Source organism: Acidovorax delafieldii 2AN, assembly GCF_000175235.1.
In the GTDB taxonomy this organism is placed as follows: domain Bacteria; phylum Pseudomonadota; class Gammaproteobacteria; order Burkholderiales; family Burkholderiaceae_C; genus Acidovorax; species Acidovorax delafieldii_B.
Window position 1 is genome coordinate 1 of record NZ_ACQT01000243.1, and the last position, 5,251, is coordinate 5,251.

The window sequence follows — 5,251 nt, forward strand, 5'->3', positions numbered from 1 at the left end:
CTGGATTGCGCAAGCGCCAGCGCTGGCGTTGGAGTTCGACGGTGGACGAATCCGCAGACGCGGAATCCGTTACTGCAGCTGTGCTGTCGCCGCCGCTACCGCCACCGCAAGCTGACAAGGTGGCTAGAAGAAGCAGGCTCGTAAGTCCGTTGCGACAATCGTTTCGAAGTGTGTGTCTATGAATCAGCGTCGTGCTCATGCAGATCGTTCAGTTAAAGGGGTTGCAAAAGGGGGCTGGCATAGGTCATATGCCGTTACAGGGCGATGCCCTGGAATCAGGCCGGGTTTTGGGGGTGTCGGGAGTAATAGAACTGCGCAACAAGCGGCTTGCTTGATGGCGTTGGCGACGGATAAAGAAGGCCGCGCCGACCTCAGACGTCACGATTATCCGAGGGGGGGTAACTCTAGACGCAACTGATTGTTAGCGCCGCAGCCCCCTGTCTACCGCTGCTTTTGCCTATAGTTCGGGCCCATTCAGAGCCCCCGGCAGTGTCCCGGCCCCGCGGGGCAGAAGGTAAAAATCGTGTAGCACAAAACTCAGGCTGGGTATGCGATTAGGGGGGCGACGCCACTGCAGAACCAGGGCATCAGCATCTACAAACGTCTCCGCCGCATTGAGAGGTTCGTTCATGTCGAGAGACAAACGCGCACCGTCCCGTTCCCTTGCAACACCTTCGTACATATTTCCATACAGCTTGGCCTGTGCAGGCGCATTGCGGGCGCTGATACCACTGGTGTTGATGAGGGTATTGTGGGCAAGCGTGATCTGACTGGAGTGGTTCACGTCCAGACCGGTGTCGTTGCAATGGGCTACAACGTTATTGGCTGCGAGACCCAATTGGTGTTCATAAGCTCGACAGTTCTTGTTTCGACAGGAACCTGGATCGGTGCCACCCCCGCCAAATGAGATACCTACGCGGACGCCGGGACGCGAGATATCGCTTGGGGAGCAGATAACCAGGTTGCGCTCGATGCGTCCGCCTTCACTGGCGCCTTTCATGAACATGCCGAACGAGACCATGTTGCCGTCGCTTTTGGCAAAGTTGCTGACCAGGTTGTCCTGCACTTTCCAGTAGTTGGCTCCCACCAGATCAAAAGGAACGACGGAACGCGAGGTGTCGCGCGGCGCTGTGTTTGTCAGCGTGTTGAAGGCCAGCAATCCGTGATCGGGCCACTCACCCTTGTCGCCATTGACCTTGATGTGGGCGTTGAAGTCCTGGATGTAGTTGTTGCGCAGGATGGTAAATGCGCCGCGGCCCACTACATGAAAAGCATGCTCGCAGTCGTCGTGGCGGAGGCAGGTGCCGTGGATATCGAGATTCTCAAACACCCAATAAGGCCGGTCCACCAGAACCCCCTCCATTTGTCCGAACTGGAGCCATACTGCGCCGGGTGTGTCCGTGCTGAGCACGATGGGTGCTGAAGAAGTGCCGTCATTGCCCAGCCGCAGGGTGTCCTCAAAAGGATAGAGGCCGGGCGCAATCACAATGCGAGTACCGGGCTTGGCCTGCAGCAGTGCCTGCCGGATTGCCTGTGGGCTGTCGACAGGGAGTACGGCGGTGATGCCGAGGCTGGATGCCGCAAGCGGTCGCGGCTGCCAACCTTTGCCGAGTGTGGGCAATGGGCCCATGGGTGGCGTACGCTCCACGCGGCGCTGAATCGCTTGCAGCGAGGGCAGCAGGACCCTCTCTATCTTGGCGTGACCTTCAAGCCGTTTTTTCAGGTAACGGATCAATTCCTGCGGGCTGCGGTTGTTTGCTTCGCCCCATAGGTTCTGTCCGGCAGGGGTGAGTGTCAGCCATACGCCCAAGGCAGTGCCGCCCGCCAGCACTAAAAAAGCCAGCAGACTGAATCGAGCGAACCGGGTCAGACGAAGTCTTGCCAAGGTCTTCATAACGCGCCACCATCATGCACGCTTCACGTGTCAGATTCAAACAGTGCAATGGATAGGGCAACATGAAAATCACAATGGTCGGGACGGGATATGTAGGTTTGGTCAGCGGGGCCTGCCTGGCCGAAGTGGGTAATGACGTGTTGTGTCTGGATGTGGACCTGGAAAAGGTCCGCATTCTGGAAGCTGGCGACATTCCGATTTTTGAACCTGGTTTGCAGGACATGGTGCAGCGCAATGTGGCTGCTGGTCGGTTGCACTTCACCACCGACGTGGAGCGCGCAGTGCACCACGGCACCATTCAGTTCATCGCGGTGGGTACGCCGCCCGGCGAAGACGGTTCGGCCGACATGCGGTATGTGCTGGCGGCGGCGCGCAATATTGGCCGCTTCATGACCGACTACAAGGTGGTAGTGGACAAGAGCACGGTGCCCGTGGGCACGGCCGACGGGGTGCAGGCGGCTATTGCGGACGAACTGCAACAGCGGGGCGTCCGCACGCCATATGCCGTTGTATCCAATCCCGAATTTCTCAAGGAGGGCGCGGCGGTCGAAGACTTCATGCGCCCGGATCGCATCATCATAGGTGCGTCCGACGAACAGGCCATTCTGCTGATGCGTGCGCTTTATGCGCCGTTCCAGCGCAACCGTGAACGCCTGATCGTGACCGACGCGCGCAGCGCCGAGCTCTCCAAGTACGCCGCCAATGCCATGCTGGCCACGCGCATCAGCTTCATGAATGAACTTGCCAATCTGGCAGAAACGTTGGGGGCTGATATTGAAATGGTGCGCCAGGGCATCGGCGCTGATCCGCGCATCGGCTACCACTTTCTTTACCCCGGCTGTGGTTATGGGGGCTCGTGTTTTCCCAAGGACGTGAAGGCGCTTATCAAAACCGCCACAAGTGAAGCAGGGCTGGATCTGAAGGTGCTCAGTGCGGTGGAGGCGGCCAACCAGGCGCAGAAACATGTGCTCGGCCGCAAAATCAGGCAGCGCCTCGGTGACGATCTGACCGGACGGCACTTCGCGGTCTGGGGACTGGCCTTCAAGCCCAACACGGATGACATGCGTGAAGCTCCCAGCCTGGAGCTGATCGCCGACCTGTTGGCTGCTGGCGCCACTCTGACGGCCTATGACCCCGCTGCCGTGCACGAGGCGCGGCGCCTGCTGGGCGAAGATCCGCGCATCCGCTACGCACAGAGCCCCAATGCAGCATTGCAGGACGCAGACGCCTTGGTCATCGTTACGGAATGGAAAGAGTTTCGCAGTCCGGACTTTGACTTGATCAGGTCCAGGCTCAAGCAGCCGCTCATCGTGGATGGCCGCAACCTGTACGACCCGGCTCTCGTGCGTGGTCAGGGGTTTGACTACCTGGCCATCGGTCGCTGAACGGATTGGGGCGGGGCGACCGCATGCCCCGCAATGCTGTTTTAAGCCCCTCTGCAGTGGGCCAAGCCTGGGTGACCTTGCCCGGCTTGCTGTTCGCGGCAGCGGCTGGGGCCGCCGCCGCGCAGCATCCCGTGTCGCCGGAATTGGTCTTGATTGTGCTGTCGGTGGTTGTTGCATGGGCCATGTTCAGGCCCGCTGATCTGTGGCTCATGCTGCCAGCCCTGCTACCGGTAGCCAATTTCGCCCCCTGGACGGGGTGGTGGTTGGTGGATGAGTCCGATCTTTTGGTGCTCGCCGCTATGGGCGGGGCATATATGCGCTGGGGCATTGATGGATGGTGCAAGCCCACGGCGGCACTCAACCGGACGCCGCGCAGCATGCAGTGGGTGTACGTCGTGTTGCCCCCCGTGCTGCTGATGGGGGTATGGCGCGGGCTGGACGATGCGCGTGGCGCAACAACCTGGGCCGCGTTGCTGGAGGAACTGTGGAACCAGGGGTTCTATGGGGACTACGATTTGCCAGGCAACACCTTGCGTGTGGCCAAGAGCCTGGCGTGGGTGCTGCTGCTGATGCCTGTGTTGTACCGTTCGGGCCGGGGGGCGCCCCTGCGGCTGGCGCGAGGCATGCTTGGCGGGCTATTTCTTGTCTGCGCCGGAGTGCTGTGGGAGCGTTGTGTCTATGTCGGCCTCCTTGATTTCAATGACCGTTATCGCATCACGGCATGGTTCTGGGAGATGCACGTCGGTGGAGGTGCCGTTGATGCCTACCTGGTGTTGGCGTTGCCGTTTGCGTGGTGGGCTGCATGGTCCTCTCCGCGCGGCTGGCGTTGGTGCGCTTCGGCAGTGCTGGTGTTGCTGGCGATCTATGCGGTACTCACGACATATTCCCGCGGCGTCTACTTGTCCGTGGCGCTCACCTCGATTGCGCTGGCCATATTGGCGCACAAGTACCGTTTCGTTGCTCCTGACGATTCAGCGTGGCATCAGTGGGCGACGGTGTGCCTGCTGGTTGCCTTGATGGCTGAAACGCTGGGCGTTCTGCAGGGCGGTGCCTTCATGTCGGATCGTCTGTCACGCTCGAATGCTGATCTTTATCAGCGCATTGCCCATTGGCAGCGCGGTCTGGGGTTGTTGAATACGCCAAGCCAGTGGGTGTGGGGGCTGGGGGCGGGACGAATTCCAGCGCACTACAGCACGCACACCGTGGAAGAGGCACTGCCCGGTCGCGTGCGGTGGACGCACAGCGCTGACGGAAGCTTCCACGTCTGGTTATCAGGGCCCACTCGATCTGATGTAAAGGGATCTCTTGGGCTCGCGCAGCGAGTGGCTCTGACGCCTGATGGGGGCTATCGTGTCCGCCTGCGCGGGCGTATGGAATCACCCATGCGCCTGCAGATTCAGTTGTGCGAACAGCATCTGTTGTATGCCTTCCATTGCCAGAGTCGCACACTCCAATTGCGCGCATCAAGCAATCCAGCGACTGGCTGGATTGACTTGCCTTTGCTGGGACCCGCTTTTGCGCCGCATGGAATCTGTTCTGCATGGAAGGATGGCGTCCTGTCCATTGCGGTATTGGAGGCGAAGGAGCCAATACGCCTGGATGCGGTGGAACTGATCGATCCGGAGGGCAGGCAGGTACTCAAAAATTCAACCTTTGCATTAGGTCCCCGCTATTGGGGGCGTATTGCCTATGAAAATTTTTTACCTTGGCATATAGACAACCTGCTGTTGGAACTCTTGATCGAGTGGGGGTTTTTCGGCCTGGTGGCAGTGACGGCGGTGGCAGTGTGGGCGTTGATGATGGCCGTCCAGGGTATTGGTCGTCACCAGCCTCTGGCATTGTTCGTGATGGGTTCGATTTTTGCCACCTTTTTAATTGGTGGGGTCGTTAGTGTTATTGAGTTTCCCCGTGTATCTACTATGCTGTGGTTGTTGCTTGTCGTATCACCGCTGGTCCGCGAGGGCATCCTGCT

Annotated in this window: 3 protein-coding genes; 2 read left to right on the forward strand and 1 reads right to left on the reverse strand. The window is 59.6% G+C overall.

Annotated elements, in window-relative coordinates:
• Positions 1-457: 457 nt before the first annotated feature.
• Entirely contained in the window at positions 458-1,894 is a 1,437-nt protein-coding gene (locus ACDELDRAFT_RS18770) for a hypothetical protein (protein ID WP_005799593.1), read from the reverse strand.
• Positions 1,895-1,956: 62 nt separating this feature from the next.
• On the opposite strand from ACDELDRAFT_RS18770, the gene ACDELDRAFT_RS18775 reads away from it, so the two are divergent.
• Positions 1,957-3,279 carry a UDP-glucose dehydrogenase family protein gene (locus ACDELDRAFT_RS18775; protein WP_005799594.1) on the forward strand — a complete coding sequence of 441 codons (1,323 nt, stop codon included), beginning with the start codon at positions 1,957-1,959 and terminating at the stop codon, positions 3,277-3,279.
• 56 nt (positions 3,280-3,335) lie between these two features.
• Positions 3,336-5,251 (forward strand): hypothetical protein (locus tag ACDELDRAFT_RS18780; protein ID WP_085943617.1); only part of this gene is annotated, 1,916 nt, incomplete at its 3' end.

Coding starts and splice junctions, on each gene's coding strand:
- ACDELDRAFT_RS18770 (WP_005799593.1), bottom strand. CDS start 1,894: ATGAAGACCTTGGCAAGACTTCGTCTGACCCGGTTCGCTCGATTCAGT.
- ACDELDRAFT_RS18775 (WP_005799594.1), top strand. CDS start 1,957: ATGAAAATCACAATGGTCGGGACGGGATATGTAGGTTTGGTCAGCGGG.